17 protein-coding genes are annotated in these 17072 nt (G+C 36.1%); 10 read left to right on the forward strand and 7 right to left on the reverse strand.

The genetic code is table 11. From position 1 onward, the window contains the following. Positions 1-121: 121 nt before the first annotated feature. The 6 genes from MHHB_RS00660 to cdhC all read right to left on the reverse strand — a co-directional run bounded on the left by MHHB_RS00660 (position 122) and on the right by cdhC (position 8620). Positions 122-1165 carry a site-2 protease family protein gene (locus tag MHHB_RS00660; protein WP_131006691.1) on the reverse strand — a complete coding sequence of 348 codons (1044 nt, stop codon included), beginning with the start codon at positions 1163-1165 and terminating at the stop codon, positions 122-124. A 10-nt stretch (positions 1166-1175) separates the two neighbouring features. After that, the gene (locus tag MHHB_RS00665; RefSeq protein ID WP_131006692.1) at positions 1176-2054 is read right to left on the reverse strand and encodes a 7-cyano-7-deazaguanine synthase; all 879 of its coding nucleotides are present in this window, start codon (positions 2052-2054) and stop codon (positions 1176-1178) included. 257 nt (positions 2055-2311) lie between these two features. Beyond that, the gene (locus MHHB_RS00670) at positions 2312-3340 is read right to left on the reverse strand and encodes a DUF1786 domain-containing protein (protein ID WP_131006693.1); all 1029 of its coding nucleotides are present in this window, start codon (positions 3338-3340) and stop codon (positions 2312-2314) included. A 318-nt stretch (positions 3341-3658) separates the two neighbouring features. Further along, the gene (gene wecB / locus MHHB_RS00675; protein ID WP_131006694.1) at positions 3659-4792 is read right to left on the reverse strand and encodes a non-hydrolyzing UDP-N-acetylglucosamine 2-epimerase; all 1134 of its coding nucleotides are present in this window, start codon (positions 4790-4792) and stop codon (positions 3659-3661) included. A 143-nt stretch (positions 4793-4935) separates the two neighbouring features. Next, positions 4936-6684 carry a glycine--tRNA ligase gene (gene glyS, locus MHHB_RS00680; protein ID WP_131006695.1) on the reverse strand — a complete coding sequence of 583 codons (1749 nt, stop codon included), beginning with the start codon at positions 6682-6684 and terminating at the stop codon, positions 4936-4938. 478 nt (positions 6685-7162) lie between these two features. Next, the gene (gene cdhC / locus MHHB_RS00685) at positions 7163-8620 is read right to left on the reverse strand and encodes a CO dehydrogenase/CO-methylating acetyl-CoA synthase complex subunit beta (protein ID WP_131006696.1); all 1458 of its coding nucleotides are present in this window, start codon (positions 8618-8620) and stop codon (positions 7163-7165) included. 183 nt (positions 8621-8803) lie between these two features. Between cdhC and MHHB_RS00690 the strand changes: the two genes are divergently transcribed. Continuing rightward, positions 8804-9394 (forward strand): stage II sporulation protein M, encoded by a 591-nt coding sequence (locus MHHB_RS00690; protein ID WP_131006697.1) that lies wholly within the window; start codon positions 8804-8806, stop codon positions 9392-9394. Positions 9395-9660: 266 nt separating this feature from the next. Here MHHB_RS00690 and MHHB_RS00695 read toward each other — a convergent pair whose 3' ends face one another. After that, the gene (locus MHHB_RS00695; RefSeq protein WP_131006698.1) at positions 9661-10863 is read right to left on the reverse strand and encodes a CBS domain-containing protein; all 1203 of its coding nucleotides are present in this window, start codon (positions 10861-10863) and stop codon (positions 9661-9663) included. An 83-nt stretch (positions 10864-10946) separates the two neighbouring features. On the opposite strand from MHHB_RS00695, the gene cofC reads away from it, so the two are divergent. The 9 genes from cofC (at position 10947) to dapA (ending at position 17071) form a co-directional block, all read left to right on the forward strand. Continuing rightward, a complete protein-coding gene (gene cofC, locus MHHB_RS00700; protein WP_131006699.1) occupies positions 10947-11618 on the forward strand; it encodes a 2-phospho-L-lactate guanylyltransferase in 672 nt (223 codons plus the stop codon). Positions 11619-11692: 74 nt separating this feature from the next. Then, entirely contained in the window at positions 11693-12112 is a 420-nt protein-coding gene (locus MHHB_RS00705) for a UPF0146 family protein (RefSeq protein ID WP_131006700.1), read from the forward strand. A gap of 188 nt (positions 12113-12300) precedes the next feature. Continuing rightward, positions 12301-12942, forward strand: coding sequence for a 50S ribosomal protein L1 (locus MHHB_RS00710; RefSeq protein ID WP_131006701.1), 642 nt, complete (start codon positions 12301-12303; stop codon positions 12940-12942). A 10-nt stretch (positions 12943-12952) separates the two neighbouring features. Then, positions 12953-13975: a 50S ribosomal protein L10 gene (locus MHHB_RS00715; protein WP_131006702.1), complete on the forward strand. Its 1023-nt coding sequence runs from the start codon at positions 12953-12955 to the stop codon at positions 13973-13975. Between the two features lie 64 nt (positions 13976-14039). Continuing rightward, complete coding sequence (gene rpl12p / locus MHHB_RS00720) at positions 14040-14354, forward strand: 50S ribosomal protein P1 (protein ID WP_131006703.1); 315 nt, start codon at positions 14040-14042, stop codon at positions 14352-14354. Positions 14355-14477: 123 nt separating this feature from the next. After that, entirely contained in the window at positions 14478-15017 is a 540-nt protein-coding gene (locus tag MHHB_RS00725; protein ID WP_131006704.1) for a TATA-box-binding protein, read from the forward strand. Positions 15018-15025: 8 nt separating this feature from the next. Continuing rightward, positions 15026-15646, forward strand: a complete 621-nt coding sequence (gene hisH / locus MHHB_RS00730) for an imidazole glycerol phosphate synthase subunit HisH (RefSeq protein WP_131006705.1) — start codon at positions 15026-15028, stop codon at positions 15644-15646. 338 nt (positions 15647-15984) lie between these two features. Next, the gene (locus tag MHHB_RS00735) at positions 15985-16176 is read left to right on the forward strand and encodes a 30S ribosomal protein S17e (protein ID WP_131006706.1); all 192 of its coding nucleotides are present in this window, start codon (positions 15985-15987) and stop codon (positions 16174-16176) included. Between the two features lie 22 nt (positions 16177-16198). Then, positions 16199-17071, forward strand: a complete 873-nt coding sequence (dapA, locus tag MHHB_RS00740; protein ID WP_131006707.1) for a 4-hydroxy-tetrahydrodipicolinate synthase — start codon at positions 16199-16201, stop codon at positions 17069-17071. The last annotated feature ends 1 nt before the right edge of the window (position 17072 follow it).

The following is a 17072-nucleotide window of genomic DNA, read 5'->3' on the forward strand; positions in this document are numbered from 1 at the left end:
CTTAAAAAGATTGATAGGAATCTCGTCTCACTTCTCCAGTACTACTGTAGCTCAATAAATAAGAGTTTATTTTGCATTAATTATAGTTAATTTTAAAAATTTTATTCGGAAGTATAAAAATTTATAAACTAATCTTTTTAATTATATCGTTGTCTTTTAATCTCAGTATTCTAAGTATTCTCAACACATCTGTTTTAGATATAATGCCCCTTAATCTGTCATTTTTATCCATGACGTAGACTCTATCGGAACTACCTAACTTAAATATTACATCATTTAAAGTAGCATCTTCTGGTACCGTTACAGGTGGTTTCATAATATCTCTTATAGCTATCTGATCACTCACGGTAGTAATATCGTTAAAAGATACAGTTCCAACAAGTTTTCCATTTTCTATAACTGGATATCCCATATACCTATACTTAAACATCAGATACACTAAGTCTCTAACAGAATCTGTGGGGGAGACAGATACTATTCTAGGATTCATAATATCCTTTGCCTTTATCTTATCGAATATTTCCTCTGCAACCAGTGCATTGTATTCTTGAGAAGCTCCATAATATATGAAGAGTGCAATGAGGATTAGTATAATATTGAAGGAGAGAACACCAAATAGGAGGAGAAGAAAAGAGAAATACTGACCTACTATGGATGCTATTTTGGTGGCCTTTAAGTAATCCATCTTTGAGGCCAGAAGAGCCCTAAGTATCCTACCTCCATCCATTGGAAAGGCTGGAAGAAGATTAAAAACTCCCAAAAAGATATTTAAAATACCGACTGTAGTGAGGAGGGGATAATTTATACCATTTATACGTAGTATAGGGCCTCCTATAAGGCTTGAGAGGACAGTCAAAGTAATACCTAGGAGGATACTAACTATAGGACCTGCGATGGCTATTTTCAACTCTCCCTTCTTAGGGATCTTACTCATCATTGCCATACCTCCAATGGGGAGGAGGAGTATCTTCTCAATATACACCCCATGCTTTTTAGCTACGTAGGAGTGGGCTAACTCGTGTAATACTACAGATGCAAAGAGGAATATATAGAGTATGAGACCATCCAAACCCCAGAAATAGTACACCAGCACAAGAAGAAGTATAAAGGTTATATGAAGCTCTATAGGGATACCCATAATTTTAGCTATTCTAAATGACAGCATAATACCTCCTTTAATGTTTTATATCTAACCCTCTTCTTTTTAATTCTTCGTATATTTCATCTGGAACCTCTGGACACTTCAACAGCTGGAGAGCTTTATCTCTATCTATTAATCCATACCTAACCATGGCGCAGATCCTTCTGAATTCAAAACTGTAGTCGTACTTCTTATAAAACTCCCTTATTGCAGGTGCTAGGACTAGACAGTTGGTAGTGTATCCTCCCAACTTAGAATCTTTCCAAGGGAGTTCCTTTAGGATTTTACGTCTCTCTTCATCTGTTAACTTATAACCTGCCAGTAATCTTACAACAGTTATTCCTCCCTCTAACCTTTTCAGAGAGGAAGTTCCAAAAGGCAACTCGTGGCCTGTAACTATTACGTCGATATTCAACATCCTTGCAATCTTCCATATTTCCCTCATTATACGCTCGGAACATCTCCTACAGGGGGATTCTCCCCTCGAGATAGTATCTTTGAAGAGTTCTGTAAAGTCCCTATTTAAAACCATCCAATCTATATTTAGATATCTTGTAATATTACGGCAGTTTTCTATAGCTTCATCTGAGATATACTTATTATCCACCGTGACACATAGAGGATTCACCTTGAACTCTTTGATCAGGAGATAGAGTGCCACCGTGCTATCCTTCCCTCCAGAGAGTGCTACTATACAGTGGTATCTATTTTTCTTTTTCGTATTTTTTAGTATTTCTTCTATTTCTTTTTTCATCTTTTGTGGATCCCTCGGATATTTGATGGAGTAGTAACATTCCATACAGATATTTTTTCCTTCGTAGTTTATTACCTTGGAGGTTTTACTGGTATTGAGGCAGATCTCACATTTTAATTCTTCTTTGTTGCTGGATTTTAAGAATTTGTTATTTTCCATAGTATCATAAACTTTAGTATTTAGTTTATGTTTATTATACTTTATCTTATCTTATTCCTTCATTAAAAACTGATAAAATATATTATAAGTGTAATTAATAAAATTAATAAAAGAGAAATTGTTATTTTGTCCAAGTAATCAGAAAGATATTCTGAGAGAATAGATATAAAGGGTTTAACATCCTTATTGTTTTTATTTTACGTTATTATTTATTATTTTTATTTTTTATTATATTTTACATGGTAGAACTATCCTAACTATAAAATCTGTCCTAACAACCTATCCCTGTTATATATAAAAGCCCTTAACAATCCCACACATCCTGTGATCATAACATCTCCACCAGGGTAAGCGTACTTCCCGTACCTTTTGAACATCTCTCTATTTGGTCCTGTAATCAGCACCTCCTGAGGTTCTATCCCTTCTAACACTACAGCACCATGGCCTCCATCTTCATATATATCCTCGTTTCTCAATATGCCCTCTGCAAGTCTATCAACTATATCCATCAACTTCTCAGGTGTAAGCATATTAGTATGGTGTTCAAATATACCTCTTATCTTTCCATCTTTTATGGAGACTCCTAACGTATGGCCGTTGCCAATATCTAACCCTATAAATTCCTCTATTCCCTCATCCATGGCATAGTCCAATATACCACAGATGGAGGCTATCTTACTGTCCATCACAAACCCCCTATAGCTGTTCTCTTTCAAGGTTTCTAATATACTATTAAACCTGGAAAATATACCTCCTTCCTCTACTATTATATAATTCAAAGGGTTGGAAAATCTCTTCAGTTGTTCCCTGAAGTAGTTAAACCTTGTAATTCTATCACTTTGCCCTTTAACAAATCCGTGATCCTGGCACGCAACAGCAACTACATCTGGCTTAAATTCTATCCCCACCTCCCAAAATATCTTTTTAAACATCTCGAAATCCAAATCTCCAAGTATTATATCTGGAGGATCCACACTATCCCTCAGTGTTATTCCCCTCTTTACCACCTCCTCTAAGTCGTCCCTAACAGTCCTTGCACATCTTTTAGTCATTATAACTTTATATCCCTTCTCTATATGTTGAAATATAGCCCTATTAACAGGACCTCCACCCATTACTTTACCGTCTATCTTTAGATCTTTCTCCATCTCCAAGATCTTATCAGCAACTATCCTCGTAGGTGATGGGAGAATTAACTTTATAGCGTTTTCAATATTGTCTCTCTCCATGTTTAAGTAGAGAATATCCTGGGTGCCTTTACCGATGTCTATACACATTATATCCATAGATTTCACCTAGTTATAATATCTGCCATGAGTATAACTTTTTAAAGTATAATAAAAAATTTATAATAAAAAAATTAAAAATAATATATTAGAATACTTTAAGAAAAAGATTAACAGAAAAATCCTGTTTTCAGTGCTCAATATAGTTTAGAAGAAGAAGTTATTTAAGTGTTTTAAGAATTTTTACTGTTTTATTTTAATTATTCTTCTTTTATAATTATTTTTATTGAAGGCAGTGGATGGTTATTGTTAATTTAAAAAGTATAGTATTGTCTATATATGTTCAGATAATTTTTTGCATTGTTTTTATTATTCTTTTTATTCTTTTTCATTCTTAATGGAGAGGTTGTAACTTTCTGATAGTATCTTAACAATACGCTCTCCACTTCTACCATCTCCAAAGGGATTCTCCCAGTTCCTATTCCTCCTAAGCATAGAATCTACCGCTTCTAAAATGTTTTCCCTTTCTATATCAACCAGTATATTACTTCCAACCTCTAAGGTTTCTGGACGTTCTGTGTTCTTTCTCAGGGTGATACAGGGAACTTTCAATATACAGGCCTCCTCCTGTACCCCTCCACTGTCCGTTAGGATCAACTTAGCATACTTTTCTAGGATAAGGAATTTAAAGTAGCCTGTAGGTTCCAGCATCTTTATATTTTTGTTCTTTTTTAACTTATCCCAGAGATGGTACTCCTTCAACTTACCCTCAGTCCGAGGATGAAGGGGAAATATAACTGTTTCATCGTAGTATTCTGCTACCTTAAGTATCCCCTCTACAATACTTTTCAATTTCCTACTGTTATCTGTATTCTCTGCCCTGTGGATGGTAAGTAGAAAGTAATCCCCACCTTTAACTATATCCAACATCTCCCCTTCAAAGATCTCCTCCTTCTTCTCTTCTGCAATTTTGATATTCTGAAATGTAGCATCCACTACGGTATTCCCAACCAGAAATACATTCTCTGTTATACCCTCCCTTCTAAGATTCTCTTCTGCAACTTCTGTAGGTACAAAGAGGTAGTTGGAGATGTGATCAGTTAAAACTCTGTTTATCTCTTCTGGCATACTTCTGTCGTAACTCCTCAATCCTGCCTCAACATGGGCAACTTCTATCCCTAACTTTGTAGATGCAAGAGCACCTGCAAGGGTGGTGTTTGTATCTCCCTGGACAACCACTATCTCCGGTTTTTCCCTTATTAGAACCTCCTCTATCCCTTCAAGCATCATCCCTGTCTGTTTTCCATGGGAAGCAGATCCTACCTTTAAGTTGTACTTAGGCTCTGGAAGGTTCAACTCTTTAAAAAAGATACGATTCAAGTTCTCGGAGTAGTGTTGATTGGTATGTATAACAAAGTAGTCTATGTTTTCTTTTAATTTTTCCAACTCTCTTATTACGGGAGATAACTTTATTATCTCGGGGCGAGTTCCAAGTACGATTCCAATTTTCATTCTAAAACACCAATGAAGTATTTTCAATATTGATCTTTCCTAACGAGAAATTAATAATTAAAAAAATAATAATATTTTTGATCTGAGTTAAATAGAGGGAAGAATAGAGATACCTATTTTTTCAGGATTGACAACCAACATATTTATAAATCATTTAATCTACTTTTTATATAACCTACCACCTCCTCTATCTTTACCCTCTCCTGTTCCCTGGTGTTTCTATACCTAACTGTAACTGTCCCGTCCTCTAAAGTTTGACCATCTACAGTTATACAGAAAGGTGTTCCTATTTCATCCATCCTCATATATCTTCTACCAATTGCCCCTCTATCGTCATATTGAGCAACTATACCTTCCCTCCTAAGAGCATCCTTTATACTCATGGCTATCTCGGGCATCCCGTCTCTATTTACCAGTGGGAACACACCAGCCTTAATAGGTGCTACCTTAGGTTTCAGATCTAGATATACTCTATCTTTCTCTTCTCTGTAGGAGTGCTCGAGAAGACAGTAGAGTATTCTATCTATACCGTAAGATGGCTCAATTACATGGGGCAGGATCTTCTCTCCTTGTATCTTTTTAACAACCTTCTTTATCTTTACATAGTCCTCAAGGATTTCAAACTCTTTAACTTCTCCATCTTTATCAACCTTCAGTATATACCTACCCTTTTCCTTTAACTCTTTTACCATTCTCTCCATTTCTTCAATATCCATCTCCTTCAATCTCTCCTCTACAAGTTTTAAATCCCTCTTAAATATCCTTCCAACCTCTCTGTAGTTCAACTCTATTTCGTAGGTTTCAACTTCTCTGGGTTCATCGTATTCAACGAATATTCTCAGATCTACACCGCTGTGGTTCATATGAGCCCTTAGATCGTAATCTGTCCTATCTGCAATACCTACACACTCTATCCATCCAAACCTCTCCGTATATATCTCTGCATCCCAACAGTCAATTGCATAGTGAGCCATCTCATCTGGCAAGTGTTGTCTAAACCTCAACTTTTCCACATCTATACCTATATCCATAAGGAACTTCTTGGTAAGGACTATAAAGTATCCTATTGCCTCATGTCTAACTATTCCCTTCCTTACTGCTTCTCCTATAGTTATCCTTATTATCTTCTCATTCGGATCTATAGATTTATCCATCTGCCTATCTGCTGGAAGTAGAGGTACAATCTCATCTTCCACTTCTTTAAATTTCTTATGGGTTTTCTCCTTGGGGTGGACGAAGAACTCTCCCTCAGCCTGGTTAAATTCCCTCAGCCTTATAACACCCTGCCTCGGTGATATTTCGTTTCTATATGCCCTTCCGATCTGCGCCACTCCAAAAGGTAGTTTATTCCTAAAGAACCCTGCCAGCCTCCTAAATTGTATAAATATTCCCTGGGCAGTTTCTGGCCTCATATACCCAGTTCTCTTACCTCCTGGTCCTATGGATGTAACGAACATAAGGTTATATCTCTTCACTTCTCCCAACTCACCTCCACACTTTGGACACCTTATATTGTACTTCCTTATAAGGTCCTCTAATTCCTTTAGGGACTTCCCTTCTATATTTACGGATACACACTCCTCGATAATATGATCTGCCCTGAAAGAATCCAAACACTTTTTACACTCTACAATTGGATCTGTGAAATTATCTATATGCCCCGACGCCTTTAAAACCTCGTAAGGTGTTATAGTTGGAGAGTCTATCTCGTAGAACTCCTCCCTTACAACGTAATATTCCCTCCAGATGTTTATAATATTGTTCTTAAGCATGGTGCCAAGGGGACCATAATCTACAAAACCTGCAATTCCCCCATATATCTCAAAAGAGCTCCAGAGATAACCTCTTCTCCTAGCCAGATCCATTATCTTTTCGTACTTATCACTCTTCATGATATCACCTGATAATAATTTTAATTTTTAAGTTTCAAATAACAAAGTATAATATTTATAATATTACATAAAGTAATTAAAAAGGATAATAAAAATATTTTATAGTCAGGGGCGAAACTATTTATCTTAAACAATAAACTATTGACGATCCCAAATAAAAATAGTAATTAATTATATGAGGAATAATTGACAATCATGAAAAAATAATAAGTTAAAGAAATAATCCTTGCTTTTTAAGAGTTTTCTATCTTTTTTGTTGATTAATTTTTTACTATATTTTTGTTGAGATTCTCAATGGACGTTGTTGGTTTAAAGAGTTTATTACTATAAATGCCAATCCTGTTAGGAAAACATTCCTTCCTCCAAATAAGTTTTCTTCTCCAATACTATTTTTTTAACAATCTTTTCCCAAATTTTTATTATTTTTTATAATTATTTTAATTTTTTATAAAAATTTTTAATGAAAACTGGGAAGGGGCTATTTACTCTTTTTATCTTCATTCTCTCTCATAATAACTAATTCTTCAACCTGTATGATAACGTTCTTAAGTACTATTTTTACATTGGGAGGCAACCCCATAAATCCACCAGGTAGGGAGATAGTAGGTACTGTTATTTCACCTTCAGATGGTACAGGTGTTACATATTCTACTCCTATCTCTTTCGATCCTTCTACTTTAGACTCTACAGACTCATCTAATTCTACAGACTCCTCCACTTCAACTTCACTCTCCTCAGAAATTGATGACCAGTTCTCCACTACTGGATGATTTCTCTCTTTCAAAAACTTCTGGAGTTCGTCTATATTAGATACCTCTTCCTCAGTTGCTATCTTATCTCTTAGATCCTCAGATATTGCATCTATTACTTTCTCCTTGAGATCCTTAGGCATCCACACTATCCTCTTCCATCCCCCATCTGCCTGGAGGAACTTAGGAGATTTCATATAAGCAATACTTATACCACAGAAACCTTCAACCTGTTGCCCTCCACTGCACTGCCCTGCTAAACTTGAGAATGGGACACCTATTGGAGTTTCCCCCTTGTAAGCCCTATGTACTATACCAAATCCATCAACTTCAGGGATATAGAAGGCGATAGCCTCGAAGCATCCACAGGAGGTGCAAGGTTTCTCTAAAGCACTGTGTAGGGCAACAGATTCTATAGCCCCCTGGGATTTGCTACACACTATATCGTTAACTCCCTGGTAGATACCTTTTATATCATCGAGACATTCTCCCTTAGGTATCTCGAATATAGGCCCCTCTGGATCTATCTTGGCAGCAGCCCTTGCATCTAAGTAGTTTATACCTCCACAGAGTGCAGGTCTATCTGGAGTTATAACACACACATGAGTAGGTGCGAAACTCTGACACATGATACAGCCGTAGAATACATCTACATCTTCCTCGTGAATGTTCCTCGTCCTCTCATCTCTTTCAGCGTATATTTCCTTAGCCTTCTCCAACTCTTCCTTAACCTTCTCAGGATCAGTAATTATCTTAACATCCACATGTTTAATGAAGGGAAACTCTCCTTTGAACATCTCCTTTAAAACTTCTCCTATGTGTTTCAACCTCAATCCCTTATTGAAGGCATCCTTACTTATTCTTATCCAGATGTTGTCCCTCTGGTTCAGATGCATAACTCCTTCGATGTAATTGAAGAACTCATGAACCCTTCTTTCCAACACACCTTCTAAGTCTTCCTCTAATCCATCTCCACTGACATTTACTATAACTGCAAAAGGTACTCTACTCCCCTCTTCAATCTTATCTAGATCATCCCCTATAACTTCCACCTTATCAGAAGCACTATCTACAACCTTAACCAGCTCAAAACCATAAGATTTAGGTCCCGCCAGTTCTACATACATATCAGGTTTTCTTATCCTCTCCCCCTCATTCATTGGCCCTACAGATACAGGAATATCCATCTCTTTCACCTATATAATTGTATTATATATTTATCATTATCAATCATTATAATTTAGGGTTATATCTACTATCTTACTCTATTTATATCTTATTGTGAAAAATATGGAATATAGTAATAACGACATATATTTATAATGAATTAGTCTATAACAGAATTAGTAATACCAGTAGTAAGTGAAATTATGAGTAGAACAACCTACGAAATCGTAGAGTTAATATACGCCCTGAAAAGACAAAGAGTAATAATATACAGCGTAGGTGTGTTATTTTTAATATCTTTCTTAGTTTCCTATATACTGATTTTAAACATCCCCTGGGTACAGAATTTTGGAAAAGAGATGCTTATGGAGTTTTCAACATCTCTTAATTTGAGAAATATGGGAAATATGGACATGGAAAGGATATTTTTCTTAATAATGGAGCATAACTTCTATGTAAATATGTTAAACTACATACTCAACATATTTTCGACTTTTGTGATAGTATTCAACGCTTTCATCCTGGCGTACGTTCTCTCTATCAGTAACCCATTAATGTTCGTTCTCCTTATATGCCCTCATGGTATTGTAGAAATCCCTGCTTTAATATTGGGAAGTAGTGCAGGTATTGTTCTCTTTACATCTTTCATAAATAGATTAAAGGGCAACAACTTCGAAGCCAGCGCTCAGTTTTGGGACTCTCTAAGATTATTTTTTGTTTCCATGGTATTGTTTACAGTGGCAGCATTTATCGAGAGTTTTATCACCTTTGGAATTAAATCTTTACTTCTATAACTCATGAGTGTAAACCTTTTAAAAATAATAAAGAGTAGTAATAATTAAAAAGAGATCTCATCCTGTTTCACCAGTTATTTATTGTATATATGTTTATTTAAGATCCTCGATGATTGTTGTTAGTTTAAAGTTTTGATTAAAGTTTTGGTTTGCTATCACAAAAATAATAAAAAAATGAAAAAAAAACTCCTGTTGGTATGAGTTACATCTATATTGTTAAGAAGGAATTAATAAATAATTATCATTAATAATGAAATTAAAATTATTTAAACCTCATGTTTCTTTACATGCTTAGGACGATCCTTCTCCTTGTCTATCTCTATACGTTTTAGAACAGCATCTAAGGCATCTTTTAACACTTCGATAAAGTCCCATCTCTGTTTCTCTGTTACCAGTACGATATCTTCTCCTTCCATTTCCATTCTCTTACTTGTGGATAACTTAGGACGTCCTTCCCCAACATAGAGTTTTCTTGGAGTTTTAACATATACTTTAACGTGGTAGTAGGATACGTCCCCACCTTTAGCATGTTCTTTCTTTACAGCTATCTTTATCCAGTGGAGTTTCCCTGAATATTTAACTATTTTCTTAACTTCTGTCATTAGTATTCTCTCTGCCAACTCCTTCATACTCTCATCAAATTCACCGTAGATCTCCACCTCTACAACCCTTTCCTTTCTCAATTCCCTGATATATTTCATTATATCTATTCTTGTAACTATACCTTTCAACATTCCCCTCTTCATAATAGGTACTCCCCTTATGTCGTACTTCTCCATAATTCTGGCAACCTCTGGGACGGTAGAATCTACCTCTGCACTGATTAGTGGAGTATTCATAATAATGGAGACTGGTTGAGACATCCTTGGGATTTTCTCTCCTACCACTTCCCCTACTGTCATTCTTCTTTTAGGTTTGTATATTTTTCTGAGTATGTCATCCTCTGTAACCATTCCTACAGGGTTACCATCCTTATCAAGTACTATTAATCTACCTATGTTATGTTTTCTCATTAAACTCCTCGCCTTTCCTATACTCTCATTTTCATATATGGTGATAGGATTTCTTGTCATAATTTTTGTTATCTTAACATCCTTTAAAAGTTCAGATTTACCTACCCTACTCATTATATCGTAATCTGTAACAATACCTACTAACTTCCCTTCATCGTCTACCACTGGTGCTGCCCTCTGGCCACTGTCTATTATCTCACATACAGCATCTATTACTGGAGTATTCTGATTTACGCAGTGAGGTTTAAACATGAGAGTCTCTACATTTTCATTTATCGATGATGCTAAGAGTAGATCATGTATAGTTACTAAGTATATATTTTCTTCCTCGTCTAACACTATCAAGTTGTGGAAGTGATGTTTTTCCATTATCCCTATAGCCTTGGATATAGGAGTATCTGGAGTAATTGTAACAGGATCCTTTGTGGCAATCTCTATTATTGGTTCATTTAACATTTCTCTCACCTCGAAGTTATTAAGGAAATTATATATCTTAAGAATATTTAAAGTTTTTTAAATCAACATCTAAATGTGGGAAGATGTCTTCTGCAATAATTCCTGTTTCACCTTTGAAATCTGCAAAATCACGGTTAAAGAAAATTTTGACACTGGAAGAGAGGAAAAATCTTATAAAAAATATGCTTCTGGATGTTTACACTGGCTTAAAAAATGCCTGTAGTAGTATCTACGTTGTAAGTAGAGATAGAGAAGTACTTTCGTTCTCAAGGGAGTTGGGAGTTATACCTATACCGGAGGAAAACACAAGAGACCTTAACGATGCCCTCCAATATGCCATTGAGAAGATAGAAGACAGTACAGTAGCGATAGTGCCTGCAGATGTGCCTCTCCTTAGGAGGGAGAATATTGGGAGGTTGATAAAGAAGGTAGAAAATAGAAAGAGATCTGCACTTATATGTCCATCGAGGGGAGGGGGGACAAACCTACTGATTTTAAATCCTAAAGATATTATAAAACCTTCTTATGAAGGTTTCAGTTTTTTAAAACATCTTGAACTTTGTAGGAGAAACAGGGTAAAATTATATATATATCCTTCTTTTTACATCTCTATAGATATAAATACTCCAGAAGATTTAGGTGAGATCTTTATCCATGGAAAAAATACCTATACTTACAGGTATCTAAGGGAGTTAGGAATATCCACCTTCCCCAGACACTCCTCAGCTGGGAGGTTTGTAATTGTTAGAGATTAGAGTATCTAAATTAGGTTAATGTCGAAATCTCAATAAAGATTAATAACACTAAAATTATTTGGTTGGGCAAAAATATGGAAAAAAATATTTCTGAGTACATTATAAATTATATCAAAAATAAAAAAGGCTATATTGAAAACAGTAACGTAGTAGAGGTCGGAATAGGTTATTACTTTAAGGTGGCAAAAATCCTCAAAGGTTACGGGATAGAGGTTACAGTAGTAGATATAAAGAGGGAAGTGGTAGAAAGGGCAAAAAGGGCAGGACTGAATGCACAACTAGACGATATATTTAATCCTAAATTGGAAGTATATAAATACGCCGATCTTATATACTCCATAAGACCTCCCAGGGACCTTCAACACCAACTCCTGAAAATTTCTAAGAACTACGAAGTTCCACTACTTATAAGACCCCTATCTGGTGAGTATGTTATAGATGGTTTAAAGTTGGTCAACTACGGGGGTGAGGTGCTCTATATATATGAACGGTAAAGATTTATATATCTTATTTCCAAAAAGTTGCTATTATTATATTTATAATTTTTAGCGTAATCTTTATATAATAGATATTAAATAGTAGGTTTGCTTTAATTTTGTCTTTAAGGTATTTTTCGAAACACAGTAATTTTTTAATACAACTTACTGTTTTATAAAGTAGTTATTTACAGGAGGCTATAAATATGGACAGAGAAAAAATATTAAAGGCTGTAAAGGAGGCCCGTTCTTCTGCCAAGCCTCGTAACTTCATACAGTCTGTAGAGTTGATAGTAAATTTAAAGGAGTTAGATCTTACAAAACCTGAAAATAGATTGAAGGAGCAAGTAGTACTGCCCCATGGGAGAGGTAAAGAGGCTAAGATAGCAGTTATAGCAAAGGGTGATCTGGCAGCACAGGCTGAGGAGTTAGGTCTCACTGTAATAAGACAGGAAGATTTGGAGGAATTAGGGAGAAATAAAAAACTTGCTAAGAAAATAGCAAATGAACATGACTTCTTCATAGCCCAAGCAGATATGATGCCTCTTGTAGGTAGGTTGTTAGGTCCAATACTGGGACCAAGGGGGAAGATGCCCCAACCTGTGCCACCAAATGTTAATTTAAAACCCTTAGTAGAGAGACTCAAAAAGACTGTAGTTATAAACACAAGGGATAAGCCCTTCTTTAAGACGTTGGTAGGTAATGAAAAGATGAGTGATGAAGAACTAGCTGAGAATATAGAGGCGGTTTTAAATGTACTACCTAAGAAGTACGAGAAGGGGCTTTATCACGTCAAAAGTGCCTACGTTAAATTAACCATGGGACCGGCAATCCCAATAGAAAAGTAGGGGGATAAAAATGCCAGCGGTAGAATCTAAACATAAAGTAGCCCCTTGGAAGGTAGAAGAGGTAAATAGGCTAAAGAAGTTACTTAAGGAGGGTAAAGTTGTAGCCCTGGCAGATCTTATGGATGTGCCTGCCAGGCAACTACAGGAGATCAGAGATAAGATTAGAGGTAAGATGATACTTAGGATGTCTAGAAACACTCTCATAGAGAGGGCAATTAAGGAGGTTGCAGAGGAGGCTAACAACCCGGAGTTTGGCAGACTTGCCGATTATATAGACAGAGGGGCTGCTATCATAGTTACAGATATGAATCCCTTCAAACTCTATAAAACACTGGAGGAGAACAAAATCCCTGCACCTATAAGGGGAGGAACTGTTGCTCCTTGTGATATAGTTGTAGAGAAGGGATCCACTGGAATGCCCCCAGGGCCATTCTTGGGGGAGTTGAAGAGCGTTGGAATACCTGCAGCTATTGAAAAAGGTAAGATAGCTATAAAGGAGGATACGGTAGTAGTTAAAAAGGGAGAAGTAGTGCCCCATAAAGTTGCAGTAGTTCTCGCCACTTTGGGTATAAAACCAGTTAAAGTTGGTATAGATCTCTTAGCAGCCTATGAAGATGGTGTTATCTATACACCAGATGTACTGAAGATAGATGAGGAAGAAGTCATTCAAAATATACAGAAGGCATTTACTAACGCATTTACCCTATCTGTCGAAGCAATCATTCCAACTGCAGAAACTATAGAAGTTATTCTCCAGAAAGCCTTTAACAACGCCAGAACTTTATCCATCGAGAGTGCATACCCAACAAAGAAGACTGTTGGAGATATTCTTGCCAAGGGGCACTCTCAGATGCTTGCCCTTGCATCAGAACTTAGTGATGACGCCTTAGATGAAGAGTTGAAGGAGTTGCTCTCTTCAACCAGTACATCAACTACCGAGAAGGTAGAAGAACAGGAGGAGAAAGAAGAGAAAAAAGAAGAGGAAAAGAAGGATGAAACCTCAGCTGCAGTTGGATTGGGCTTGCTCTTCTAATAGAAAATGTTATATATTAAAAGATCAATGTAAATAGAGAATAAATCTCTGGAGGTGTATAAAGATGGAATACATATATGCTGCATTAATACTACACTCAGTAGGTAAAGAGATCACAGAAGATGGGATAAAATCAATACTCTCTGCAGCAGGAGTAGAGGTAGATGAGGCAAGAGTTAAGGCATTAGTAACTGCATTGGAAGGTATAAACATTGATGAAGTCCTAGAGAAGGCAACTGTAGCTCCTGTTGCAGCTGCTGCTCCAGCACCTGCACCTGAGGAAGAGAAGAAGGAGAAAAAAGAGGAGAAGAAGAAAGAAGAGAAGAAAGAGGATGCTGCAATGGCTGCAGCTGCAGGACTTGGCGCCCTCTTTATGTAAACTTTTCTATTTTTTTATAATCACCTATATTTATATATTTAGATATGTTGTAGAATAATCCTATAAATATTTATATTAAAATGTTTTTTATATATAATGAAAATTTTGCACTAAGGTGGAATTGTGGAACCTAAAATAAACATTGTAAATGTTGTGGTATCTACAAAGATAGGAGATGATATCGATCTAGAACATGTTGCAGATGTATTGGATAACGCAGAATATGAACCTGAGCAGTTTCCAGGTTTAGTCTGTAGATTAAACGACCCCCGGGTGGCACTGCTAATATTTAGAAGTGGAAAGTTAAACTGTACAGGAGCTAAAAGTAAGGAAGAAGCTGAAATTGCCATAAAAAAGATTATAAAACAGTTGAAAGAGGCAGGTTTTGATATCGAGGAAAATCCTGAAATCAAGGTACAGAACATGGTTGCCACTGCCGAGTTAGGCACTGAACCAAACTTGGATGAGATATCTGCCTTAGAGGGAACCGAGTATGAACCTGAGCAGTTTCCAGGTTTAGTTTATAGAATGAAAGATCCTAAGGTTGTGGTGCTTATATTTGGAAGTGGAAAGATTGTTATTACAGGTTTAAAGAGAAAAGAAGATGCTTACAGAGCCTTAGAAAATGTTCTAAATATGTTGAAGGAATTAAAAGAGACGTAGGGATAGATGTGATAGTTGTAGTAGATTACAACGCAGGTAATTTAAGGAGTATTGTAAAGGCTGTCGAGATATATTCAGGAAGGGAGAATATTAAAATCTCCAAGGATCCAGAAGAAGTATTAAGTGGAGACAAAATAGTATTCCCAGGTGTAGGGAACTTCAAAAGTGCAATATTGAATCTATCTAAAAAATACGGTAAGATGTCCTTAAGGGATGCCCTACTTGAGAGTATAAAGAATAAAGTACCATTCTTAGGTATCTGCTTAGGTATGCATCTACTGATGGAAAGTAGTGAGGAAGGGGGAGATTCAAAGGGACTGGGCGTAGTAAAAGGCAACGTTGTAAAATTTAGAGGTGTGAAAAAGATACCTCATATGGGTTGGAACAGTGTAGAGTTGTTGAAAGATACACCTCTATTTGAAGGTATAGGAAATAACCAGTACCTCTACTTTGTACACTCCTACCATGTAAACCCTTTAGATGAAGATGTTGTAGTTGGTATATCTGAATACGGTTATAAGTTTCCCTGTGTTATTCAGAAGGAGAATGTATATGGGACACAGTTTCACCCCGAAAAGAGCGGTAAGATAGGTTTGAAGATAATAGAAAACTTCATAGAGTTGATTTAATTTTTATTAATAATAATTATAGGGATTAAAATTTAAAAAAAATCACCTAGTTACTTCTTAGTTACTTCTTTCTCTTTAGAGGTATGTGATCTCACCATCCTTATAGATGGGTCTCTATCTCCAGAAAAATTCTCCTTTCCATGAACACTTCAGGAATATTTCAAAGAAAGGTATAATAATATAGTTTTTATTTCTTTCTAACTATTTTTTATTAATATAAATTTAAAATGTAATACTCGACTATAAACTCCTCTTTAGATAAACAAAAAAATATTTAAATAATAAACTAATATGTTATTTGTCACTTCTTAAAAAATTGAAACACAGTAGGTGATAGATTGGGGAGAGTTAGACAGGCATTTATAAAGAGGGTAGGTAACGAACTTATAGAAAAATTTGGGGATAGATTTACAACAGACTTCGACACAAATAAAAAGATCGTCGAGGAGGTAGCCCTTATATCTACAAAGAGGTTGAGAAACAGAATTGCAGGGTATATTACTTCAAAGATAAAAAGATTAAAAAAATAATTAACTCTGGAGATGATTTTTTATGGAAGGGGTATTTCCTGCAATAATAACCCCATTTAAAAACAACTCTGTGGATTACGAAGGATTGAAAAAAAATATAGACTTTCTAATAGAAAACGGTGTCAACGGTATTGTAACAGTAGGTACTACAGGTGAATCTCCAACTCTCTCTTACGAAGAACATAACAAAGTTATTGAGAAGACTGTCGAATTTGTAGATGGAAGAGTAAAAGTTATTGCAGGTACAGGCTCAAACTCCACAAGGGAAGCCATAGAACTCTCCAAATTTGCCAGAGATGTTGGGGCAGATGCCCTACTCTTAGTAGCACCCTATTACAACAAACCTACCCAGGAAGGTCTAAAGAGACACTTTGTAAAAGTTGCAGAAACTGTAGATCTCCCTATAGTTCTCTACAACATACCTTCGAGGACGGGAGTGAATATTGCACCTGAGACTGTGAAGTTTCTTTATGAGGAGTGTAGTAATATAGTTGCTATAAAGGAGGCAAATCCTAACCTCTCCCATGTATCGGAAATTATAAGTATCTGTAATATAGACGTGCTATCTGGAAACGACGAATTAACCCTCCCAATAATAGCGTTAGGAGGAAAGGGAGTAATAAGCGTCCTCTCGAATATCTTACCAAAGGAGTTTGTAGATATGGTTAATTATGCCCTAAAGGGCGACTTCTCTAGAGCCAGGGAGATACACTATAAACTCTACAATATTATGAAACTTATGGCTGTGGAGACTAATCCGATACCTATAAAAACTGCTATGAATATGTTAGGTATGCCTGCAGGTGAGTTACGACTGCCATTATGTGAAATGTCTCAGGAAAACAGATTGAAGTTGAAAAAGGCTCTTGAAGATATAGGACTACTAAAAAGTTAGA

Origin of the sequence: Methanofervidicoccus abyssi, from assembly GCF_004310395.1 — an archaeon.
Taxonomy (GTDB): Archaea; AGJL01; Methanococci; order Methanococcales; family Methanococcaceae; genus Methanofervidicoccus; species Methanofervidicoccus abyssi.

Excerpts from the sequence above, each read along its gene's own strand:
- wecB (WP_131006694.1), bottom strand. The coding sequence starts at position 4,792 with ATGAAAATTGGAATCGTACTTGGAACTCGCCCCGAGATAATAAAGTTA.
- rpl12p (WP_131006703.1), top strand. The coding sequence starts at position 14,040 with ATGGAATACATATATGCTGCATTAATACTACACTCAGTAGGTAAAGAG.
- cofC (WP_131006699.1), top strand. The coding sequence starts at position 10,947 with ATGTCTTCTGCAATAATTCCTGTTTCACCTTTGAAATCTGCAAAATCA.
- glyS (WP_131006695.1), bottom strand. The coding sequence starts at position 6,684 with ATGAAGAGTGATAAGTACGAAAAGATAATGGATCTGGCTAGGAGAAGA.
- MHHB_RS00670 (WP_131006693.1), bottom strand. The coding sequence starts at position 3,340 with ATGGATATAATGTGTATAGACATCGGTAAAGGCACCCAGGATATTCTC.
- MHHB_RS00660 (WP_131006691.1), bottom strand. The coding sequence starts at position 1,165 with ATGCTGTCATTTAGAATAGCTAAAATTATGGGTATCCCTATAGAGCTT.
- MHHB_RS00695 (WP_131006698.1), bottom strand. The coding sequence starts at position 10,863 with ATGTTAAATGAACCAATAATAGAGATTGCCACAAAGGATCCTGTTACA.
- MHHB_RS00715 (WP_131006702.1), top strand. The coding sequence starts at position 12,953 with ATGCCAGCGGTAGAATCTAAACATAAAGTAGCCCCTTGGAAGGTAGAA.
- cdhC (WP_131006696.1), bottom strand. The coding sequence starts at position 8,620 with ATGGATATTCCTGTATCTGTAGGGCCAATGAATGAGGGGGAGAGGATA.
- MHHB_RS00665 (WP_131006692.1), bottom strand. The coding sequence starts at position 2,054 with ATGGAAAATAACAAATTCTTAAAATCCAGCAACAAAGAAGAATTAAAA.
- MHHB_RS00710 (WP_131006701.1), top strand. The coding sequence starts at position 12,301 with ATGGACAGAGAAAAAATATTAAAGGCTGTAAAGGAGGCCCGTTCTTCT.
- dapA (WP_131006707.1), top strand. The coding sequence starts at position 16,199 with ATGGAAGGGGTATTTCCTGCAATAATAACCCCATTTAAAAACAACTCT.
- MHHB_RS00690 (WP_131006697.1), top strand. The coding sequence starts at position 8,804 with ATGAGTAGAACAACCTACGAAATCGTAGAGTTAATATACGCCCTGAAA.
- MHHB_RS00705 (WP_131006700.1), top strand. The coding sequence starts at position 11,693 with ATGGAAAAAAATATTTCTGAGTACATTATAAATTATATCAAAAATAAA.